General features: G+C 43.4%; 16 protein-coding genes and 1 pseudogene. 12 read left to right on the top strand and 5 right to left on the bottom strand.

Annotated features, from left to right (window positions below):
* Positions 1–224: 224 nt before the first annotated feature.
* The 3 genes from NSTC745_RS16130 to NSTC745_RS16120 all read left to right on the top strand — a co-directional run bounded on the left by NSTC745_RS16130 (position 225) and on the right by NSTC745_RS16120 (position 3,797).
* A complete protein-coding gene (locus NSTC745_RS16130; RefSeq protein ID WP_445638032.1) occupies positions 225–1,277 on the top strand; it encodes a permease in 1,053 nt (350 codons plus the stop codon).
* Between the two features lie 96 nt (positions 1,278–1,373).
* Positions 1,374–2,147: a TIGR03943 family putative permease subunit gene (locus tag NSTC745_RS16125; RefSeq protein WP_445638031.1), complete on the top strand. Its 774-nt coding sequence runs from the start codon at positions 1,374–1,376 to the stop codon at positions 2,145–2,147.
* Between the two features lie 150 nt (positions 2,148–2,297).
* Complete coding sequence (locus tag NSTC745_RS16120) at positions 2,298–3,797, top strand: hypothetical protein (RefSeq protein WP_445638030.1); 1,500 nt, start codon at positions 2,298–2,300, stop codon at positions 3,795–3,797.
* A gap of 111 nt (positions 3,798–3,908) precedes the next feature.
* Here the strand turns inward: NSTC745_RS16120 and NSTC745_RS16115 are convergent, their stop codons facing one another.
* Positions 3,909–4,688: a sulfite exporter TauE/SafE family protein gene (locus NSTC745_RS16115; RefSeq protein WP_445638029.1), complete on the bottom strand. Its 780-nt coding sequence runs from the start codon at positions 4,686–4,688 to the stop codon at positions 3,909–3,911.
* A 42-nt stretch (positions 4,689–4,730) separates the two neighbouring features.
* On the opposite strand from NSTC745_RS16115, the gene NSTC745_RS16110 reads away from it, so the two are divergent.
* A complete protein-coding gene (locus tag NSTC745_RS16110; protein ID WP_445638028.1) occupies positions 4,731–4,901 on the top strand; it encodes a hypothetical protein in 171 nt (56 codons plus the stop codon).
* Here the strand turns inward: NSTC745_RS16110 and NSTC745_RS16105 are convergent.
* Positions 4,880–6,178, bottom strand: coding sequence for a sulfite oxidase (locus NSTC745_RS16105; protein WP_445638027.1), 1,299 nt, complete (start codon positions 6,176–6,178; stop codon positions 4,880–4,882). The genes NSTC745_RS16110 and NSTC745_RS16105 overlap by 22 nt on opposite strands.
* 51 nt (positions 6,179–6,229) lie before the next feature.
* Positions 6,230–7,684: an aminotransferase class V-fold PLP-dependent enzyme gene (locus NSTC745_RS16100; RefSeq protein ID WP_445638026.1), complete on the bottom strand. Its 1,455-nt coding sequence runs from the start codon at positions 7,682–7,684 to the stop codon at positions 6,230–6,232.
* Positions 7,685–8,680: 996 nt separating this feature from the next.
* On the opposite strand from NSTC745_RS16100, the gene NSTC745_RS16095 reads away from it, so the two are divergent.
* On the top strand, positions 8,681–10,165 hold the full coding sequence (locus tag NSTC745_RS16095) for a hypothetical protein (protein ID WP_445638025.1): 1,485 nt from the start codon (positions 8,681–8,683) through the stop codon (positions 10,163–10,165).
* Between the two features lie 161 nt (positions 10,166–10,326).
* On the opposite strand, the gene NSTC745_RS16090 is transcribed toward NSTC745_RS16095, so the two are convergent.
* Complete coding sequence (locus tag NSTC745_RS16090) at positions 10,327–12,528, bottom strand: NAD(P)/FAD-dependent oxidoreductase (RefSeq protein ID WP_445638024.1); 2,202 nt, start codon at positions 12,526–12,528, stop codon at positions 10,327–10,329.
* Positions 12,529–12,692: 164 nt separating this feature from the next.
* Between NSTC745_RS16090 and NSTC745_RS16085 the strand changes: the two genes are divergently transcribed.
* Entirely contained in the window at positions 12,693–12,926 is a 234-nt protein-coding gene (locus tag NSTC745_RS16085) for a hypothetical protein (protein WP_096534207.1), read from the top strand.
* A 444-nt stretch (positions 12,927–13,370) separates the two neighbouring features.
* Here the strand turns inward: NSTC745_RS16085 and cimA are convergent, their stop codons facing one another.
* Entirely contained in the window at positions 13,371–15,032 is a 1,662-nt protein-coding gene (gene cimA, locus NSTC745_RS16080) for a citramalate synthase (protein ID WP_445638023.1), read from the bottom strand.
* A 76-nt stretch (positions 15,033–15,108) separates the two neighbouring features.
* Here cimA and NSTC745_RS16075 point away from each other — a divergent pair, with 76 nt between their 5' ends.
* From NSTC745_RS16075 to NSTC745_RS16050, 6 genes and pseudogenes are all read left to right on the top strand, one after another.
* Positions 15,109–15,447: a 2Fe-2S iron-sulfur cluster-binding protein gene (locus NSTC745_RS16075; protein ID WP_445638022.1), complete on the top strand. Its 339-nt coding sequence runs from the start codon at positions 15,109–15,111 to the stop codon at positions 15,445–15,447.
* A 16-nt stretch (positions 15,448–15,463) separates the two neighbouring features.
* Positions 15,464–15,838: a hypothetical protein gene (locus tag NSTC745_RS16070; protein ID WP_096534210.1), complete on the top strand. Its 375-nt coding sequence runs from the start codon at positions 15,464–15,466 to the stop codon at positions 15,836–15,838.
* A gap of 92 nt (positions 15,839–15,930) precedes the next feature.
* Positions 15,931–17,163, top strand: a pseudogene (gene thiO, locus NSTC745_RS16065) (glycine oxidase ThiO); the annotation flags it as partial.
* Positions 17,152–18,045: a thiazole synthase gene (locus NSTC745_RS16060; RefSeq protein ID WP_445638620.1), complete on the top strand. Its 894-nt coding sequence runs from the start codon at positions 17,152–17,154 to the stop codon at positions 18,043–18,045. The pseudogene thiO and the gene NSTC745_RS16060, both read left to right, overlap by 12 nt.
* 226 nt (positions 18,046–18,271) lie before the next feature.
* Positions 18,272–18,442: a photosystem II assembly protein Psb34 gene (gene psb34 / locus NSTC745_RS16055; protein ID WP_445638021.1), complete on the top strand. Its 171-nt coding sequence runs from the start codon at positions 18,272–18,274 to the stop codon at positions 18,440–18,442.
* A gap of 389 nt (positions 18,443–18,831) precedes the next feature.
* On the top strand, positions 18,832–21,033 hold the full coding sequence (locus tag NSTC745_RS16050) for a tetratricopeptide repeat protein (protein ID WP_445638020.1): 2,202 nt from the start codon (positions 18,832–18,834) through the stop codon (positions 21,031–21,033).
* The last annotated feature ends 1,132 nt before the right edge of the window (positions 21,034–22,165 follow it).

Here is a 22,165-nt window from a genome sequence, read left to right as displayed (position 1 = left end):
AACTTAAACAATCTTAGGAATGGTTATCATCAGTAAATGCACTCAGAGAAATATCCCTATATGCTTTAAAATCAAGGGTTGTAGCGCTTAAGCGATAATAAAAACCGCACGACAGCTTGTTATTTAAATGATATTTAATTTTTCCGAACTGCTTTCGATCCCCATTTCGATAGAATGACTAGGCAGAACCCTAAAACTCAAAACCGCTTTTGACAGCGACGCCCATGAATCAACTCAACAATGGTTTTACGCTATTTCTAAGTCTGCTAGTCGAGGCGATGCCTTTTTTGCTTCTTGGGGTTTTATTCTCCAGTTTGCTGCTGTTTTTCGTTGATGAGCGCAAATTAGTAGAAAAAATGCCCACGAATCCGCTGTTGGGTGCTTTAGTTGGCAGTTTAATCGGCTTTTTATTTCCGGTGTGTGAGTGCGGGAATGTGCCAGTAGCGCGGCGGTTCCTAATTCAAGGAGTACCCACACCAGTGGCAATTGGTTTTTTGCTAGCCGCACCAACAATTAACCCAGTTGTGATTTGGGCAACTTGGACAGCCTTTCGAGATCAGCCAGAAATAGTAGTATTACGGGTTGTATTTTCCCTATTAATTGCCACAATTATCGGCTTTGTTTTCAGTTTTCAAAAGGACTTAAATCCTATAGTCCAACCTGCGATCGCTCGGTATATGAAATATAATCCTCCCGCGCCGCCTGAAACTAAACGGCGTGGTAAAGGTTACCAAGTACAACAGGAATCAACAGTACCGAATATCTTGCAATCAGGGACTTATATTTTAGGAGGAAAAGCAGGTATACCGCTGCGGATAGATGCGAATTCAGTACCGCCTACCATCATCTCATCCCCTAAAAAACCATTTGCAGATAAACTGCGTTTAGTGATAGATAATAGCGTTCAAGAATTGCGGGAATTAGGCGGAGTCATGGTTTTAGGAAGTGCGATCGCTGCAGCTATTCAAGTCCTAGCCCCCCGTGAATTAATTCTCAGTTTGGGCGCTGGCCCCATTAGTTCAATTGTAGTCATGCTGATATTAGCAGTAGTGGTGTCAATTTGTTCTACAGTTGATTCTTTCTTTGCCCTGTCTTTTGCTTCAACTTTTAGCAGTGGTTCATTACTGGCGTTTTTGGTATTTGGCCCGATGATTGACATCAAAGGTGTGGGTTTGATGTTATCGATTTTTAAACCCAAAACCGTCTTTTACTTATTTGCCTTAGCAGGACAATTAACATTTCTGTTCACACTTTTCCTGAACTTGCACGTCTTTTAAAAACTCTTTTTCACTTGTCATTGTCACTTGTCCTTTGTATAAAACCAATGCCCAATGACTAATGACCAATGACTAATGACCAATGCCCAATGACCAATGACTAAAAAAAATCCCAAACCTAAAATTCCAATTCTTTTACTTCCTTGGCTGGATGCCCTAGCAATTACAGCTTGGGGCATTTTGATGTTGAGATATTGGCTAACTAACAAGCTGAGTCTATTAATTCATCCAAATTATTTTTGGCTGGTAATTGTATCTGGCATTAGCTTGATTATTATTGGTTTTTTCAAAATGCTGGAACTATGGCAACGACGCCGCCGTGATATCGTACCAAACACCCAGCATATTAGTTTATTTCCCCCTGGTTGGGGCAGTACATTATTATTGATGACAGCGATTTTGGGTTTCATCATTACACCCCAAGTTTTTGCTAGCGACAAAGCACTGCAAAGGGGTGTAACGGCTGATTTATTGGGAACCACACGCGTTAAGCCCCAAGCCTTTCGGGTAACTGTTCGTCCAGAGGAGCGATCGCTTGTAGACTGGGTACGCACCCTAAATGTTTATCCAGAACCAGATTCATACACAGGACAAAAAGTCAAGGTGCAAGGATTTGTCATTCACCCGCCAGATCTGGGAAAAGAATATTTGTTCATAGCACGATTTGTTTTAACTTGCTGTGCAGCAGACGCTTATCCTATAGGATTGCCCGTCAAACTCCCAAATAATCAAGAACGTTACTCTCCCGATACTTGGCTAGAAGTAGAAGGGCAAATGACAACAGAGAATTTGTCAGGTAAACGTCAACTTACCATTGCCGCTACTTCTCTGAAAAAAATTCCTCAACCACAGAATCCTTATAGTTATTAGTCATTAGTCATTAGTCATTAGTCATTAGTCATTAGTCATTAGTCATTGGTCATTAGTTTTATACAAAGGACAAATGACAACTGACAACTGACAAATGACAAAGGACAAAGGACAAATGACAAATGACAAAGGACAAAGGACAAAGGACAAATGACTAAATCAAAAGCATTTATTCAACCACTGGATCGGATAGCGATCGCATTGATGCTACTGCTGAGTGTGCTGATTGGGTTGATAATGTTGAAAGGTGATGTAGTAACAGCTCGCGTCCGAGATTTTACTTGGCAAAATCAACAAATCGGTGCAGAAGATAATTCCTTTACTCTCACCTTTAGTCGCCCAATGGACACCAAAAGCGTAGAGGATAAGTTGAAAATCGACCCGCCTCTAGCAGGTAAATTCAGTTGGGCCGGGCGGCGAATGGTTTATACACTGCTCACACCAGCACCCTATGGCACAAACTATAAAGTCCAGTTACAGGGAGCCAAAGATAAGTTTGCCGAGCAAGAAGGTACAAACCGCACAATCCAACCCTTTGTGGGTAGCTTCCGCACGCGCGATCGCGTCATTCTTTACATAGGAACCGAGCAAGAAGAACAAGGAAGATTAATTCTCTACAACTTAACCCAAGAGCAAAAAAGGGTACTTACCCCCAAAGACTTAATAGTCATGGACTTTGAGTCATTTCCAGATGGGGAGAAAATTTTATTTTCGGCTCGTACCAGCAAGAACTCAGACTTACTTTCAGCCCAGCTATACACAGTAACAACGGGCGTTTCTGGTAAATCTGGGCGAGAAGTAGAACCAGCTGGCAGAGTTGACCTAATTTTAGATAGTAAAGATTATCAAAACCTGAAATTTGACTTATCACCCGACGGCCAAACTATTGTTATCCAACGGGCTAACAAAGCTAATCCCGGCGACTTTGGACTATGGTTTATGCCAGCAACCAGCGACGCTTCGGGAGAAAAACCTACCCCCAAACGCTTGCAAAGCCAACCGGGGGGAGACTTTACGATTACCCCAGATAGTAAAGCCGTAGCAGTTGCCCAAGGACAGGGAGCAGCAATTTTACCACTGCAAGGAGATGCCAGTAAACCCTTAGATTTTCTACCGCAATTTGGCTTAGTACAGGCTTTCTCTAAAGATGGTTCCCAAGCAGCAATGGTAAAATTTAATACAGATTACACGCGGGATTTGTTTTTAGTCACAAATCAAGGCGTGCAGAAACAATTAGTAAAAACAACAGGGTCAATAGTCAGCTGTCAATTTGACACCGCCTCACCTACCCTCTACTGTTTGTTGACACAGCTAATATCCAAGGAACAATACATAGAACAACCTTATGTAGTCGCAATTGACCTGAAAACTGGGCAACAAAAACCACTGTTGTTACTCCCTCCCGAACAGCGAAATGTGCAAATGAGTTTATCTGCTGATGGTTTGGGCTTGTTATTTGACCAAGTAGTACCGCAGACAAACCCGGCGACAACATTGCCTACAAACACTTTGAAAACAGATGACGGAGATGCGATCGCTACTAGTAGCCTATGGTTAATGCCACTATTACCCATCGCCGACGCTGCAACCGTCGAAATTAGACCAGAACAACTCCCCTTAGCGGGATTTCGTCCCCGGTGGCTGCCTTAGGGAGATGGGGAGATGGCTTCGCCTTGGGGAAAGGAAAAAGGGAAAAGGAGAGATCTTTCTTTTTCCCCCTTGCCCTTTGCCCCTTGCCCCTTGCCCAATGCCCAGTCCCTTTTAGATCGATTGATAATTTGCCCAAGCTTCCCAAAAAATATAAATTGATAGTATTCCTAAGAAAATACGAAGCACTAAACTGACAGTATAATCTGGTAATTTTGGTAATGCGCGAGTACTCATTTGAACGCCTAAAAGTCCTCCAAATCCCAAAATTAGACCTTGAATAAACAGAATATTTCCCTCTAATGTATGTCCCGTACAAGCAGCTAAAGCAGTGATAACAATTACGCCTAAACTAGTTTGAATTGCTACTTTAATTTCTTCTCCTAAAAGTAACATTTGCAGTGGCACCATAATCGTACCGCCACCTAAGCCAAATAAACCTGCTAAAATTCCTGCTGCTCCTCCAGTACCAATTTTAGAAACTAATGGATTAAATATTAGTGCTGTATCCTCTATTTGCTTTAAGGAAAGTTGCTTGCGGAGGTCAATTAAATAGATATTAGCAAGTAGTATAATTCCAAATGTAAAAAGTATTATATAAGATGGAATTTGATTAGCGAAATATACGCCTATTCCAGTAGTTAAGAAAGCTGGAATTCCTAAATAAAATACTCGTTTAAAGTCAAAGTACCCCATCCACCAATTCTGTAAACTTCCAGAAATTGAGGTAATTACAATAGCAAGGCTACTAGTAGCGATCGCCTGAACGGGAGTATAACCTAGCGTGACTAAAAGAGGAATTGTGATAATACCCCCACCTATTCCTAAAAGTCCAGCTATAACTCCAGATATTAAACCCCCAGCCATTAAAATCAACCAACTAAAATCATTCATAAATAATTCATTTTGTAGAAAACTCATATAGGTGAATAGGGCATGGGGCAAGCAGGAAGTGTGGGAGGTGTGGGAGGATGGGGAAGAAATCTTTCCCCCCACACTCCCCTCTCTCCCCTCTCTTCCCACACTCCTCACACTTCCCACACTCCCTCATCCCCCCTCTCTCCCCACACTCCCCATCTCCCCACTCACCTCACTCTCACCGGATGACTAACAACGCCTCCATAGAGCAACCCACCGTCATTCCACGGAACTGTAGTCGGCTGTGTGTTACCTAAATTGTCAGTAGCACGAGCTTGCAGAAAATATTCGCCGGGAACTGGGTTCCATTCAATATCCCAACGTACCCATGCAAATGGAAAATTTGGTTCTCTTAGTCGTGCAAATTGCCAAGTTTTGCCACCATCAAGGCTGACTTCCACACGTACAATCTTTCCTTTCCCAGACCAAGAACGTCCCCGCAGTAAGTAACTTCCAGCAGCAAGTTTAGCTGGCCAAGCCAGTTCAAAGGCACTCTTAACATTTTGATATGTAATCAGCTTGCCTTTATACGGAGTAATAGCTGGGTAGTCTGCACCAATCAACACCATTTGCTCCGTCACCCACGGGGTGTATACCGGCATTTCGGAAACTTCAATGCGCTCAATCCATTTAACATTGGCGTTTCCTCCCCAACCAGGAAATAAGGCACGGCATGGCTGACCGTGATCTGGGAGTAATGGTTCTCCGTTCATTGCGTAGGCGATGAGGGAGTTATCTGCTAATGCTTTGCTAATCGGAACTACAGTGCTGAACTTGGATTTATTAGTTGCCTTTGAATCTAGCGAATCTAAATCTGCGCCTTCAACGAGTACATCTTTTGCCGTGGATTTGAGTCCAGCTCGCTCTAATAATAATCCAAGTGGTACACCAGTCCACTCAGCCACACCAATGGCCCCAAGCCTCCACCGCGTTCCAGAGAGTGGTGTGTTGTAAGCTTCTTCAAAGAAGCGCCGACCATTTGCAGCACACTCAATGGCGCAAGTGACCGAAATCGATGGCATGGCGATAATTTCATCGTAAGTGAACTCACAACGCTTAGAAACGCCTGTTCCATGAATCTGCAAGCGCCATGTAGACGGGTCAAAGGGAGGAGGGGTACTGCGGTTGTGAACGTAAAACCAATCGTTCGGTACTATGTAGCCACGCCCATACATCGTTTCCCAGTTCATCTCTAATGTGCCCTGGCCATGAGAGATATATCCTGGTGGTAATGGCTTAAATATTTTACTTTCTTTGGTTTTGGCATCCGCGTTAGCATAAGCAGGCGCTGGTTTAGCCACCCCTCCAATGGCTGTTGCACCAATCATAGTGCTTAATATTTGCAGAAAGCGCTGCCGCGAAATACCTGCATCCGCGCTTTTTTGCCAAATGTACTCTTCAACTCGCTCCTGTAGATAATCCTCCTGGTCATTTGTCATTTGCATTTGTCCTTTGTCATTGGTCATTTGTCGCTCGTGCCCAATGCCCCATACCCCATGCCCAATGCTCAAAAAAGACTATCTGTCTATCACTGTCCAAACACCAGTAGTTTCATCTTGCGTGTAGTAGGGCAAATAGTAATCAAATCCGTTTTTGGCTATTTGCGCGATCGCACTAATAAAGCGATCGCAATCTTCCAATGTATTATATACAGCAAAGCTAGCTCGGATAATACTAGGAATGTTGCGGGTAATTCCTTTGTCTACTTCCTTGGCAATCTCAAGGTCTTGCTCGTCTGAAATATTCTTGAGTTTGCGAATGTATTCGTATGTGCAAAAAGCCCCAGCCCTAACTCCAATACCGTATTCTTGTGCCAGAATCTCTGCGACTAAACGTCCGTCAAACCCGTCGATATCGAAGGGGATAACATGGGCTAAATTATCTCCTGCAATATGTACTTTCACGCCGGGAATACTCGCAAGTCGTGTAAATGTAAACTCAACTAACGAATGTTCGTACTGAGCAATGCGCGAACGCCCCAGTCCTTCTATAATTTGAATCGCCTTGGCAATGGCGATCGCACCCATCGCATTTGGCGTCCCAGGATCGTGGGCGCGTTCTGTATAAAAACGCTTGATTTCTAGGTTTCTGGTGATATAGGGCAGGTTTCCACCGCCGATTTGATAAGGGTAGGAACTATCAAAAAATTCTTTAGGCCCCAGCAAAACACCGGTTCCGTAAGGCGCATACATTTTGTGTCCGGAGAAAGCTACAAAATCTAAATGACATGGGTCATCATCTGGACGCATGTCTACTCGTTCGTGCTGAATTAATTGACACACGTCCGCGAATATCTTTGCACCGTACCGATGTGCTAAAGCTGCTAGTTCGTAAATCGGAGGTCTGTAACCTGTAATTGTCGAAGCACCTGTAATGGTTAGTAACTTAATTTGCTCGGCTTGAGGAAGATCTTGATGTGCCTTGAAAATATTTTCAATTTTAGTCAGACTGACACTTCCATCTGGCTGGGTTCTGTACTGCACAACTTCGTCTCTAGTTATCCAAGGCAATAAATTTGATGAATGTTCAATATCAGAAACTAAAATTTTTCCGGGTTTTTTTGCCCAGAGTGTAGCGGCTCCATTAATTGCTTCTGTTGTATTTTTCGCAAAGATTACATAATTTTGTAAAGACGAACCCACAAAGTCCCGAACGATATTGCGACTAGCATCATATTCTCGTGTAGTGATGACCGATTTCTGCCCAGAACCCCGATGTACGCTACCGTAGGTATCGAGCATTTCGTCTATATATTGCTTGAGAGTTGCAAAGGGAGTGGTTGTAGCTCCATTATCTAAATTGACGTACTTAACATATTTTCCATTCAAAGTTTTCACTTTAAAGGACAGAGATTCATCTGTAAATAACGGTTTAATTTCTTTGTCCCAAAAGCTATCAAAATTTTCTGCAAATATTGGTAACTGAGCGTTTGTTTGCTTGATTTTTGCACCTAATGTAAATATATCGGTCATTTTTAGCACCTTTATTCTAAATTTTTTATTTCTTGACAAGCCCAACAACACAAAGCTTTCTTTCGCAGAATAATCAAATTACACTTTAGGATTTATAGTGTTTTAAGTTACTTAATTATCGAAAGTCAAGTCAGTGATTTCCTTTATTGTTTAATAAATAATTAAGGATTGTAAGCAGTATTAGTACTTAAATAACAGGTATTTTTTAATTTTTTTATACTTTGTAACAAATAATTTTATGTAATTAACTATACTTAAACTAAGTTTCCTGTAGTTAATAAATAAACTTCACAAATTGAATGCAACTGCATACAAAAAGTTTGTGGCTAACTAAGCTTAGAATGATTACCAGCAATGTGTTTCTCCCTGAAAAATCTTCTACTAAGTTGAGATCGATCTTCAAAAAAGTTTTATATTACACTTATATTATTTTTTACTCATGTTCAAAATAGCTTCGAGTATTTATTCGTATTTATCACAATTTCCTGACATAACGGTTTTCGTAAAGACTCCTTAGTCGTTTGCTGAGATTAAATAGCGATCGCCCAAAACTCAAAAATTCCCATGAAATAGTAAATGTTTGCACAGGCATGAATCTCCAGTAAAAAATAAACCAATAGAAAAATGTCCCTTTAAGTGTATCTTAAGTATATCTTTGGATAGATGTAATTATAAGCAAAAACGAGGTAATGAAGTTTGTGATAATAAAAAACTAAATCAAGCAATACAATTTAGTTTTCAATTTTGGCGTTTGCCGTCTCCCCTATCTCAGGATTACCGCTTTCCCAAGCTCTACTGTTCTTGACGGAAAAGAGGCTCATAGTGTTATAACGGCATCAATCTAGATAGAAAATAGGTAATACCGATTGATGACTAATTACTCTTCCATAGAGAGAGTTAAACTTAGCTTCTAGAGCAAATCCCGATCGGCCACAGTCGATCGGCAATGCTAACGCCAGCACTGCTGAATATTTTTAAGCGAGTGGGTCAAGAGTGATGAATGAAGCTGACATCTCAAATAAGGGGACTGCGATCGAATCCCTAAATTCTGCTAATTCGCCACAATCAAAGCAGGCGAATTGCCCCTTTTACTCTGTTATGCCTAATGACAATATGGCAATTTCCAAATTGCCACTGCTCATGCCAGCTGAAGATACACAAATTTCGGAAGATACTACCCAGCAGGACTGGGTTGCAGAGCCTGACAGCGGTAAACAAGCACTTCTTGACTCAGAATTTCAGAAGTTGCTGGCATTGAACGAAGAATTGCGTGGGGCTAACAATAAGTTGTACGAAGAAGTAGAGCAGCTAAAAGACAACCTAGCCGAATCTGAAAAGGTTTTGCAATGGCAGAAAACGCGTTCTAGCGTCACTGAATCGATGCTCAACCAACAAGCTCAGGAATTAGCTGCCGCTCAAGAACAGATAAAGTTGCTATTTCAACAATTAGAAACCGCGGTACAAACTGTTCAACGCCAAGAAGTTTTTATCGAAACTCACAAAGCACAGCTACAAATTAGTCAGCAACGCCTTGCCCAGCTGGAACGAGAATGTACGTTGCTACACACCAACAACGACGAACAGTCTCAGAAGTTATTGCAATCAGAAAATGCTTGCCGCGAGTTACGCACTAGACTCATGCGCCAACAACGCCAGACCCTGCAATTTAAGGCGGCTCTGGAGAAATGTCTAGATACACCCGTTCCTGGCTATGATTCTTTAGAAGATACTGCAAAACATCCTAAAGACATCACTTCCACACAAGGAAGATTTTCTCGAAAAGCTAGGTCTTTGTTTCCCAATGCACAGCCAATTAAACCTTGGTCAGCAGAATCAGAATCCTTGAGCGATAATCCCAATAATTCATGGGCAGAACCCTCACCAACGCTGCCATTTCAAAGAAATCAACCCACTCCGACTTCATCCTCTTGGAACTGGTCAGTTAAGGAAGAGGTGTCAAAATCAGCGCAACCACCTTCCTCTCCAGAAATTGATGATTCCTCAGATACAACAGAAACTATTTCACCTGTAGAGTCACCAAACTTAGATCAACAATTGGATAGTCTCATCCAAATGTTCTTCACCTCCCAGCCTGCACCTACATCACCACCAGCTCCAGCGAAGACAGATGTGGATAGTAATGTGGGCGATGCGCCTGTGTGGGAAACTTTAGCAACAATTCTAGAGGATGATGAGGAAGTAGAAAATCCCCAACAGGAGCAGTTGCAAGCAGAAATCAACCCGCCTACAACTACACCCGCTTCATCTACCCCCAAGATATTTGTTGAAGAAACTGAAGACTATTGGTCAGAGGTTCCACAATTGACACAGTTGGATTTGCCGCCAGAATCATCAGGGGATAATGCCAATGATGCTAATTCACCCTCACCCGTAGTTTATCCCCAACGTCCACCTAAAGGGCGCAAGTCATTGGCATCTGTGGAACTGCCTAATTTTCCGCCCAAGGGGACGAAGGGATGAAGGAGATGAGGGAGACAAGGGAGAGGGGGGAGACAAGGGGGTGTGGGGAGTGTGGGGGGAAAGATTTCTTCCCCATCCTCCCCACCTCCCACACTCCTTTCTTGCCCCATACCCCATGCACCATGCCCAATGACTAATGACTATTGACTAATGACCAATGACTAATGACTAAATTTCTTAATTATCGCTTTTGGGCTAGTTTTTGCTACCTGAGTAGCCGATCGCGGTTTGCCTGTGGCGATTGCGTAGTTAATCGCTTGCAGGCGCAGCCATAATGCGGGATTGCGGGGTTCTAGCCAAGAACCTACCTGGTTCAAAAACTGTGGAAACCAGGCACTCAGTAAAGCACTAATTAGGGCATGACGAGAAAAAGTAAAATAACTACCAAGCCATCGCACTAAATCTTTAGATCCAGCAAGTTCCCAAATCCATAAAAGCAAGGCTGGATTTTTCTTGGCTGCTTTGAGTGCTAAGCGGTTAAAGGTTAACCAATCACATCTGTCTTTGATGAAATTATCTGCCACCTCTGGAGGTGCTTCTGCTAACAGTCCAAAGAAGGTGTTAAGCATGGAGTTCACTCGTTGGGGTGGTAAAAATTTTCCTGTGGGTACCATCATGCCCTTGGAAAATAGCCATGTGACTGAAACGTTAGTTTGGTAGGCGCGAATTCGATTCAAGTGTCGGAAGCTCAATAAGTCATGTTTGAGAGCAATATCCAACAGCTTTGTTAACCGCTCTAAGTTGCGAACCAGGGAACCAAAACCTGTGAAAATCAGGGGAGATTGGAGCGATGCGGCATCACCGATGGCAATCAAGCGATCGAAGGCAACTTTGCGATCGCCACTCCCGACACTAAAATGCCCCGGTATATACCCAAATGTCGGCTTTTTCCATACCAATTTGTCTACATCGCATCTGCGATACTCTGGCAATATTGTAAAAAAGTCTTCGTACATCTCCAGCAAAGAGCCAGGATTTTCAGCATTGACTTGGTGGTAATGAAATAAATAAATCGTCAGCTCATCTTCTGCTCCAGGAAATAATTCCCAAATTAGCTGTCTTCCCCGCGAAATATCGCCGTGGCTGTTAAGAACGTCTCCCAATTCCGAATCCCATACCCCTGGTTCAAATCCCCTCTCAATAGCTGCCCCTACCGTCGGACACACGCTGTCAAAGGCACGGCCGCCATTTAATTGCCAAGCAATGGGGGAAGCTGTTCCCATCGCATCTACCAGTAGTCTACCACTTACTTGTTTTTCAATTTCACTACATAGATGCTTGACTTTTAGGACGACTTGTGATTCATTTATATCTGCACGGATAAACTCTGTTTCATCCCAAATTTCTCCGCCTGCCGCTTGCAACTTTTGCCCACATAGTTGCAGCAACTTTTCGGAATCTAAGCCTAAATTTAGCACTGTGGGTGTGTGCAATACAGGCGATCGCAGTTTCTTTGGATTATTAGCATCAAAAAACTTATTGAATCCATCTTTGTATTCTCTAGCAATGATGGTCTCTAACTCTGCGGGGGTGATTAAACCCAGATTAAGTAAGCTTTGAATCTCATCGCGGGAAATATTCCATTCTCGGTTCATCCGCCCAAATGGCATTCTTTCCACTAGCAAGACTTTATATCCAAGTTTTGCCATCACTGCTGCATGGATGACGCCTAGTGCGCCGCCGATGTAGATGATGTCGTATTGGGCATTGGGCATGGGGCATTGGGCATTAGAGGTGTGGGAGGTGCGGGAGGATGGGGAAGAAATCTTTCCCCCCACACTCCCCACACTTCCCACACTTCCCACACTTCCCCATCTCCCCATCTCCCCATCTCCCCAGTCCCCAGCCCTCAAAAACACCACCTGTCGCGGCTGCTGCGGATTTCGTACCCCTTGCCGCCATCGCTGTTCCCACCAGTAGGCGCGTTTAAGGTCATATTCTCCGTTGGGCATTTTCTGAAAATACTTAACGGTGAGGGGATAGTAAGGGGCTAGAGCCTCAAAAATCGATTGCTGCGATAAATCAATGGCTGGGGGTTCCGGATAATGATTTGGAAAACGGCTTCTGATTTCTTTGGTCAGCTGTTGCAGGATTTCTTTTTCTTGAGGAAAGGGTTGTTCTGCCCAACGAAACACTTTTAGGTAGGTAGTTCGTTGCACTGGCCAAATAAATACAGAAAGTTCTTCAGGCAAGTTTTGAGAAATCGCCACGCCAGCAGTTGTAGTAGCGGTAGTAATTTTGAGGCGGAAGCCTTCTGTTGTCAGCACTTTTTCCCCATATATCGGCTGAAAATCTGTTTGCAACCACTGACGCACAGCAGCGATATCCGCTGTTGGAACTTCTAAATAAAGGATTTCTTTCATCTTTTCCTGACATCTCCGATGGATCTATTCACAATGACAGATTTTATGAAGGCACAAAATAAGGTAAACTCCGCCCTATTAGTTAGTTACGTAAAGATTCAGTGAAGAAATTTTAATATTTGCTCAAATTTATTGTTCATTTTGTAAAAGTGTAAACCTACGCCATGAATTATCCCATTCCAGACAGCCCCCAGGAAATTGTAGCTCTCCGACAACAGCCGATTGATGAGGAACTAGTTGCCAGTGCGATCGCTGGAGTTATTAAGATTGTCCGCGCTCAGGGTCAATCTTTGGAAGAATTAACTGCTCAGGTGTTAGCGGAAGATCCTCTGCTAGACCAGCAACAACGCCGCTGGTTGAGCCAATTAGTTGCCCAAGCCTGGGAAAAGTTCTCTTAGAATGAAAGCGCCTCACGATTGAGGATATAAATATTGGAAATTGGCGATGCCTGCGGCAGGCTGCGCCTACGCATTTCGCTATGAATAATTATCTGTCTGGATTCGCTTGCTACTTTGGATTCACGGCTCACAAGCAATTTAATTAACCATATTAGCGTTTGATGTTGCTAATGAATTCTACAACGCTTTTAAACTTTCTTCAGGGGAAGGACTCCTAGTTTGTACTGGGGGTCTTTTTTTTGTCAACGCTTTATAGCTAGCAGTTTAAGGCGATAGCGCACTTAAGCATTTGATTAGTATCAAATAACACCAAGATTTTCCCTTGTATGAATGTTAAGCTAGGCGCGATCGCCCAAAATTACTCTCCGAAAATGGGAGGCCATAACCTCCCATTTATCATAGGTAACAGAGTATCAACTCCTTCACACCACACAGCAATTTTTATCAACTAGAAGCTTTCACGGCTGCTTCGGCTTGGGAATGCAGCAACAAACCATATTCCAAGCCCTCCACCACCGCTTGATAGGAAGCTTCCAAAATATTGGTAGAAACTCCTACCGTAGTCCAGCGTTGATGGGCATTCCCCGATTCTACCAACACGCGGGTTTTGGCAGCAGTGCCCGTATGTCCGTTGAGAATCCGCACTTTGTAATCCGTCAAATCGAAAGTTGCAATTTGGGGATAAAAGTTCACCAAAGCCTTGCGTAAAGCTGCATCCAACGCCGCAACCGGGCCGTTACCTTCCGCCGCCTCCAAAATATTTTTACCGTCAACAGCGACTTTGATTGTAGCTAAGGCGTTGCTAGCTTCTTTCCCCTCAATCAAGTCACAGTGGACTTGAAAACCTTTGACTTCAAAAAACTTGGGGCGTCTTCCCAAAGCTTCATGCATTAACAGTGCAAAACTGGCTTCTGCTGCTTCAAATTGAAATCCTTCACTTTCCAAATCTTTGATGCGCTGGAGAATTTGTTTTGCCTCTGCCTTTAATTGGTCTAATTCAATGCCAAAACTGCGGGCTTTGGCTAAAACATTGCTGAGTCCCGACTGTTCGGAAATTACGATGCGGCGACGATTCCCGACTTGTTCTGGTTGAATGTGTTCGTAAGTCAGGGGATTACGTTCCACAGCCGATACATGAATACCACCTTTGTGTGCAAAAGCCGAACGTCCGACAAAGGGGGCGTGTTCATCAGGAGCAAGATTAACCACCTCACTGACAAATCGACTCGCTTCTGTAAGTTGTGTTAGCTGGTCTTCTGTGATACAACTGTAGCCCAGTTTAAGTTGTAAATTAGGAATCAACGAACAGAGGTTAGCATTACCGCAACGCTCACCGTAACCGTTAATTGTCCCTTGTACCATCTTTGCCCCTGCCATCACAGCTGCTATGGCATTAGCAACCGCCATTTCCGAATCATTATGAGTGTGAATTCCAATTTGAGGGATTGTCCTTTGTCCTTTGTCCTTTGTCATTGGTTCTTGACTAACGACTAATGACAAATGACTAATGACAGTTTCCACAATTTGGCTAACTTCGTGGGGTAAAGTGCCGCCATTAGTATCACACAGGACTAGCCATTCAGCCCCAGATGCGATCGCTGCTTCTAATGTCTGTAAAGCATAACTTGGATTCTGCTTATAGCCATCAAACCAATGTTCGGCATCGTAGATCGTGCGACGCCCTTGAGAACGGAGGTACTCAATTGTGTCGCGAATCATGGCTAAATTTTCTTCTAATGTCGTCTTGAGTCCATCTGTGACATGTAAATCCCAAGACTTGCCGAAAATTGTCACCCAGCGAGTTCCCGCAGCGAGAATCGCTTGCAGCATAGGTTCTTCGGCAGCAGTTGTGTTGGGGCGTCGAGTCGAACAAAAAGCGACAACTTCTGAATGTTTGAGCGGATCTTCTTGGAGTTGCCAGAAAAATTGTACATCCTTCGGATTAGCACCAGGCCAACCGCCTTCAATAAAGGGAATTCCCAGTCTATCGAGTCTCTTGGCAATGCGTAACTTATCTTCTATCGATACTGATAGCCCCTCGCGCTGAGTGCCATCCCGCAGTGTAGTGTCATAAAGCCAAAGTTGAGGAGAGGAATTTGTGGTCATAAAACTTGGGCCGACGAGACAAATTTCGAGGCAATATGTCAATATACAACAAAAAGCCAGTTTGGCAATTTAAAAAATGCCTAAGGTACTAGCTCAAGGTAAAACAATTGAGTGCGAGCAAGGAAGCAATCTCCGCAACATTTTGCTGCAAAATGGTATTAACCTCTACAATGACGGTGCTAAGGTAATAAACTGTCGGGGTATTGGCAGTTGTGGTACCTGCGCGGTTAAGGTAGAGGGCGAAGTATCAGCACCGAATTGGCGCGATCGCACGCGTCGTTCGCTTCCTCCCCATTTTCCTACAAAAGACTTGCGTTTAGCTTGCCAAACGCAGATTTTAGGCGACGTAAATGTGACAAAATTTGATGGATTTTGGGGACAAGGTTCTCGAATAGTGTGGACACCAAAAGGTTAAAAAGGAGTAAAACAAGATGGGTAGATGGACACCCCTAATATTAATGGCTGGAGGTCTAGCCATTCTGCTTGGTACATTACTAGGCATCAACTTTCCTATGGGCGTACAAACCGCCAACAATCCCGGCGGCAAAGCAGCGAAAGTTCTGCCAGCTAATATTAATGTTAATAGCGGTGCAGGCAGCCAGAACAATGAAACTGCAACTGAGGAAACTGAAACAACCCAAACAAATGGCAACAGACGCTCTATTGTAGCCCCAAGACCTGACAACAGAACCAGCGTTGCTCAAAATCCTTCTGACACTACAACAGAAGTTGATACAAACACTTCTGGAACAGACACACCATCAAACAGCAGTTCTGGTACCGAGCCAATTCGAGCTTTGTGGTAAAGGTTGCTAGTCTTTAGTTATTCCTTTATTAGTTATGATTTATTAGTCATGCACTAATGATAAATGGCTAGTGAGCAATGACTAAATGACTAATGACTAGTGAAATTGTAATTATTGGTGGCGGCGTTATTGGTTTAGCGATCGCCATTGAACTTAAACTGCGCGGGACAAATGTCACCGTGCTTTGTCGTGATTTCCAGGCTGCTGCTACCCACGCCGCCGCCGGGATGTTGGCGCCCGATGCCGAAAAAATCCCGGATGGCGCAATGCGTTCCTTGTGTTGGCGATCGCGTGCTTTATATGCCGACTGGACGCGTAAACTAGAAGAATTGACCGGCTTAAATACGAACTATTGGCCTTGTGGTATCCTAGCGCCTGTTTTGGAAGAAAGCAGGGGAGCAGGGGAGCAGGGGAGCAGGGGAGCGGGGGAGCAGGGGAGCGGGGGAGCAGGGGGGAACGACAGTAACTTCTCCTCTGCCCCTCTGCCCCCCCGTCCCGCGTTAGGGGTTCCTGCCATAGACCTCTGCCCCTCTGCCCCTCCTTCCCCCGCTTACTGGTTAGACAAACAAGCAATCCATCAATATCAGCCAGGATTGGCAGCAGAAGTAGTTGGTGGCTGGTGGTATCCTGAGGATGCACAAGTTGATAATAAGGCTCTAGCTCACGTACTGCGGACAGCGGCGGAGTCTGTTGGTGTTGAACTCAAAGACGGCGTTACAGTAGAAGGATTTTTACAACAACAGGGACAAGTTGTTGGCGTGCAAACTAATGCTGGGGTAATTCGCGCCGTTCACTATGTTTTAGCCTCTGGTGCTTGGTCGAATGAGTTGTTACCGCTACCAGTGCGTCCCAGAAAAGGGCAAATGCTAAGTCTGAGAGTACCGGAATTGTTACCGGAATTGCCCTTGAAGCGGATTTTATATGGACAAAATATTTACATTGTACCGAGACGCGATCGCTCCTTGATTATTGGGGCAACAAATGAAGATGTTGGCTTTACACCCCACAACACCCCAGACGGCATTCAAACATTATTACAAGCTGCCATCCAGGTTTATCCGCAGTTAAAGAATTATCCTATTCAAGAGTTTTGGTGGGGATTTCGCCCAGCCACTCCCGACGAATTACCCATCCTGGGGGCCAGCCATTGTCACAATTTAACCTTAGCCACTGGTCATTACCGCAACGGGATTTTACTTGCGCCTGTAACAGCAGCATTGATAGCCGATTTTATTTTGGAACAAAAATCTGACTCCCTACTTGCTGATTTCCATTATTCTCGGTTCCAGTCCCAGCCATCTACCCCAACTCCAATGCTCACTCACTCTGCTAATTTTTCTAACGGACATCGTACTTCCACACTATCCACAGACGCGATATCCACATCCACAGACGCGATGAATCGCGTCTCTACAAATTCACCGCTGGTTATTGCAGGCAAAACCTTTCAATCCCGCTTGATGACTGGGACTGGTAAGTATCGTAGCATTGAAGAAATGCAGCAAAGCGTTACCGCCAGTGAATGCGAAATTGTTACCGTCGCAGTACGACGAGTACAAACCAAAGCGCCCGGACATGAAGGTTTAGCAGAAGCCTTGGATTGGACAAAAATCTGGATGTTGCCCAATACCGCAGGTTGTCAAACTGCCGAAGAGGCGATTCGGGTGGCGCGTTTGGGGCGAGAAATGGCGAAATTGTTGGGACAGGAAGATAACAATTTTATAAAGTTAGAAGTAATACCCGATCCTAAATATTTACTTCCAGATCCCATTGGTACGCTGCAAGCAGCAGAACAACTAGTTAAAGAAGGTTTTGCAGTATTGCCCTATATCAACGCCGATCCGATGTTAGCCAAGCGATTGGAAGATGTCGGTTGTGCCACAGTCATGCCCTTAGCGTCGCCCATTGGTTCTGGACAAGGGCTGAAAACAACCGCCAACATCCAAATCATCATCGAAAATGCGGGCATACCAGTGGTGGTAGATGCTGGCATTGGTTCGCCCTCAGAAGCCGCCCAGGCAATGGAATTGGGAGCAGACGCCTTGTTGATTAATAGTGCGATCGCCCTGTCTCAAAACCCCGCCGCAATGGCTCGTGCCATGAATTTAGCCACAGTCGCCGGTCGTTTAGCGTACCTTGCAGGCAGAATGCCCATCAAAGACTACGCCAGCGCTAGTTCGCCCCTCACTGGGACGATTACTAGTTAAGGAATGGGGCATAGGGCATAGGGCAGGGGAGCAGGGGAGCAGGGGAGCAGGGGAGCAGTGACAATAATATTTCCTCTCTACCCCTCTGCCCGTCTGCCCCTCTGCCTCTCTGCCCCTCTGCCCCATGCCCCATCCCCATTAATGTAACGATTTGTCTAGCATTTTCAGAGCGGATCTACCATTTTATGTAACATTAGATGAAGAATAAAGATAAAGGAATCAATTCATGCCTTATACAACCGAAGAGGGCGGCCGCCTGAACAATTTTGCTAGAGAACCAAAGGTTTATCAAGCAGAACCTCCTACAGAGGGGCAAAAGCGAACCTATATCATAATAGGAATCGCTGGTATAGCTTTGGTTGGTGGCTTAATTTCAGTCGCTTTCTTAGTTTCCTAGAACGGTTGAGTGTAAAACATTTTAATAAAATTTCATTTTTCTAGTTTTTCAGGTTCCGATTTCAGGAGGAACCTGCTTTTTTATTTTTTGTTAAAATTAGGATAGTAATTAAGTATAATTACATACTTTATCAGTCTACAAAACTGCGATAAATAGTCTTGTTTAGAGACTTATGGGGCATGGGGCTGGGGAAAGGGGTAAGGGGAAAAGGGGATAAGATTAAATTTATTCCTTTTCCCTTTAACCTTTAACCTTTTCCCTTTAACCTTTAACCTTTTCCCCTGCCCCTTTCCCTTTCCCCCTTTCCCCTTTAACCTTTTCCCCGCCCGAAGGGCTTTGGATGCGCCTCTAAAGGTGACATATACTCTGATTTTGGCTCTTTAGCCGCCATGAGCGTGAATGACACTGCACACAACAACAACTTTGCTTGGAATCGGCAAGTTTACCAACGCTTAAAACTTGCCTTAAGTCTTGGTTTACGGCGACAACTTTTTTTAGCAGTATGTGATGATTTACACTTAAGAAACCAAGTAGCAGCGCGTTTGCATTCTACATTGGCTTATCCTGTGGGGCAAGTGCTATATCAGCCATTAAATACGCAAGAAAATAGCACTCCAGCTTATCCGCGATTAGTTACGTTACGTTTAAATTTAACCGATCCCAATCCCTTCGCTCAAATAAATCAATGGTTGGCTAATTATCCACCGCCAATTGTTGGAGCATCAAAAGATACTCCAGGAAGACCTTCTCCAATACCTGCATTTCAAATTGTAGGGGTGGAGCAGCTGACCAAGCAACCGGTAGCAACACAGCGTTTATTTTTACATTATCTTCGGTTAAGCGAGCAATATTTCTCTACGCAAGAATCCAGTCGATTTTTAGAATCTAACTTGGTGTTGTGGATACCGCGTCCTTGGCTGTCTGCTATCCAACAATCAGCGCCACAGTTTTGGCGTTGGCGTACTGGCGTATTTGTGTTTGCTGGAGAACCGACACCAGCAACTCAAAATTCAGGCTATCCAGAACGTTTTTCTAATTCTAAAAATTTGGATGTGGGGAATCTTGAGCATTCGATTTTAGATGAATCTGTTAGCCAAGGAGAACTAAAACCAACAGTTAGTGAAATAAAATTTGAAAATAGTTCTGATTTTCCAGACAAGAAGGTAGATAAAAGCCAAGAAGACGTGCCATCGATTGTAGATTTATCAAAGGCTGGGGCACAACAGCAAGAATCCGCTATTAGATCTGGCAGTAGAAGCGATCGCCAATTGCTGTCTTCTTTATCTCATATTAGCAGCGAATTGACGGAATTAGTATTTGCATCAATCAACACCAAGATTATTCAAGACACGGAAGAACGCTGGCAACCACAGCAGATTTTGTTGGATATTGAAGAATTACATTTACAGGAAGTTCCTGGGGAAATTCTCGCAGAAGCTTATCATCGTCTGGGTAATTTATACCGCCTTCGGATCGAGCAAGGAGAGTCAAGTTTAGAAAATTTGATGGTGGCAATTCTCGCTTACCAAGAAGCAATTAGCTATGACGAAACTTCACCACAAATCCCAGATATTTTGAATGACTTGGGTACACTTTATTGGATGTTATCCCGCACACCGCCTAATTCTGAAGAGGGACAAACATATATAGAACAAGCAATAGAATTTTATCAGTTGGCTTTAGATACAATTTCACCCCAGACACATCCAGAAACTTACGTCCGCGTGCAAAATAATTTAGGCACAGCTTATGGTGATTTAGCTCGTTTTTCTCATCCGGCTGAAAATTGGCAACAAGCAGTTTTAGCTTATAGCGAAGCTCTCAATTATCGCACAGCGGATATGGATTCATTAAAGTATGCAGCCTGCCAAAATAATTTGGGTACTGCTTACTGGCATTTAGGGCAATATAATCAACCGATTGTGCATTTAAAGAAAGCGATCGCAGCTTACAAGCAAGCACTTGTACATTACAATCCCCAAGAGGAACCGCTCAAATATGGCATGATTCAAAACAACATCGGTACTGCCTATTGGAATCTGGCACAATACGAACAACCCGCCGAAAATTTACAACTCGCTATTGATGTCTATAACGAAGCTCTGAAATATCGCACTCCAGCTAATGTTCCTGGCGCCTGCGCCGCCACGCAAAATAATTTAGGTACTGCTTATTGGCATTTAGCAAATTTATCTCAAACAACTCAAGAAGCAAAGCAAAAATATCTAAAACTATGTATTAATGCTTATGAAGAAGCTATAGCTTTAGCTCATTCGCTAAGTGGCAATCCTTTAAGTTTTGATTTGTTTGCTTCTCATAATAACTTGGGACTGGCACACTATCAGCTAGTAACAGATAAGTCCTTTAACGGTGATAAAGCAACACGTTCTCAACATCTAGAAATAGCCTTAGATCATCATTTACAAGCTTTAAATGGATTGAGCAAACAACCAGAAGCTTATCAAACAGCCTTCAATTATGTGGTGAAAACCATTCGTGCTTTTCACAATGAATTAGGGATACAGGGGCAAAATCTAGCTTTATCGAAAGTTCCGAGTCAGTTATTACCAGAAATTTTGTCAAAGCTATAGCAGTTAGGACTTACGCACTGAAGCCTCAAACCTCGATCCCCCCTAACCCCCCTTAAAAAGGGGGGAAGTCTAAAGCCCCCTTTTTAAGGGGGTTGGGGGATCTGAGTGCGTAAGTTCTATTGGTATAACTTCAGCGAAAGTAGAGTTAAGGAGAAGCATCTTCAGAATGGAGAGCTTTCAATGCGATTTCTGCTGGATGAACTATAAATTGACCTTTGGCTTTATTGCAGACCATGATTGCATCATCTAGCGATCGCCCTTAATTACACAAGGACAGTTAAGATAGTTAAGGAAAAACAAGATTAATTTTATTAATTGCCAGTTATTCAAGCTAAAGCAATACAACTTCAAGTTTTTCAAGGTATTCTTGCCATAGCCCTGCTTTTACAATTCTGGATTATTTATAAGCAAAATTTATCTAAAATTTTTATAAAAATCTAAATATTTAAATATTATGATTAATCGCTTTAGCGGTCTTAACTGTCCTTGTATTTTTACTCCGATGTCTGAGATCGGAATATCTAAAGGATGGCTACGCCCGCCGTACTCCGGAGAAGCAAGCTACGCAAAGCGTCTCGTAGAGAAGGCATCGCAAAAGTTTTCGGTCTACTGAAGGTGTCAGTTCGACAAAAACATGTTGACTAGTCACTTGAGAAGGTGTCAGTTCGACAAAAACGTGTTGATTTGTCACTTGAGAAGGTGTCAGTTCGACAAAAACGTGTTGATTAATAAATTAACAATAAGTTGTTCGAGAAAAAATTCTTTTTGACTTATCATTCGATGACTTTGTATAATTTAAAAATAAGTCGTTCTAGAACAGCTTTAGTTTTATTTATACAAAGACACAAATTTCGAGAAAAACATGTCCATGTATAAGCTCAACTAAAGTTGTTCTAGAACTGGTTATTCTGGGCTTATTAAAGGATGTGTTTTTGTAATTAAGTGTTGTTGAAACCGAAGAACCTCACCCCGCCAAAGCCAATACGGTTCGGTTAAAGGGGAAAGGGAAAGGGTAATTTCAAACATGTACCCCTTTTCACTGCCCACATCAGTTGTAGGGTGCGTTAAGCGCTGCTTTAACGCACCAATAAATACAGTGCGTTACGGCTAACTCCTATTCTCTCAAACGCTC

This window comes from Nostoc sp. DSM 114161, from assembly GCF_052692665.1.
The sequence above is the reverse complement of the archived record's forward strand: the minus strand, read 5'-3'. Positions and strand labels throughout refer to the sequence as shown.